The sequence below is a fragment of the Paenibacillus oenotherae genome, assembly GCF_019443105.1.
Classification (GTDB): domain Bacteria; phylum Bacillota; class Bacilli; order Paenibacillales; family Paenibacillaceae; genus Paenibacillus_Z; species Paenibacillus_Z oenotherae.
The window spans coordinates 1-804 of sequence record NZ_JAHZIJ010000075.1; the positions used below are offsets into that span (position 1 = coordinate 1).

At 49.1% G+C, this 804-nt stretch carries 1 protein-coding gene; it reads right to left on the minus strand.

Annotated features, from left to right (window positions below):
- A partial coding sequence (locus K0T92_RS24580; protein ID WP_246628418.1) for a condensation domain-containing protein occupies positions 1-787 on the minus strand: 787 nt, incomplete at its 3' end.
- Positions 788-804 lie beyond the last annotated feature (17 nt).

An 804-nucleotide genomic window follows, 5' to 3' on the forward strand; every position in this document is an offset into this window, starting at 1 on the left:
CAGACATTTCGAAGGCCGTTTCGTTGCTTCCGCCATCAAATTGCCCTAAATAGTTAAAGCTCAGCTCAGGCCCCTCAGTAGCCCGTTCTCCCGCACTTTCATGCGAACTTGTCAATCCATATCCGATACCGCGGTGCGGGATCCGGTTCAAGCATTCTTTAATATGCTTGATTTGATAACGGAGGTCTTTATCCCGCTCGACAACCAGCTTCACGGGATAACATGCCGTAAACCAGCCGACCGTTCTCGTCAGATTGATATCCTCAAACAGTTCTTCCCTGCCATGACCCTCCATTTGGACCCATATCTCCTCCATGCCGCTCCATTCCTGAATGGCAAGCGATAATGCGGCCAGCAAAATATCATTGATCTCCGTATTGTAAGCATGGTTGACCCGACGCAGCAGTTGTTCCGTCCGCATTTCGGACAAAGCGGTTCCCCAATGACGCATATCTTCCAAGTAACACTCGCCGCCTTGCCAGTCTACCGGGTACCTTGCAGCAGGCTTCGTTGTAATTTCCATCCAATAACGCCAGTCCTCTTCCATATCCGGATCGTTTGCAAAATCCACTAGCCGTTCCGACCATCGTTTGAAAGAATCCGTCTTAAGCGGCAGGACAATAGGCTGGCCACTGGAGGCTTGTCCATAAGCGACAGCTATATCCTCCAACAAAATCCTCCATGATACACCGTCAACGACCAAATGATGAATGGCGATAAGGAGATGGTCGCCGTTTCGTGTTTTGAACAATCCCAATTTGACCAATGGTCCCTGGTTAATATCCATACTACTCTGAATTTCTC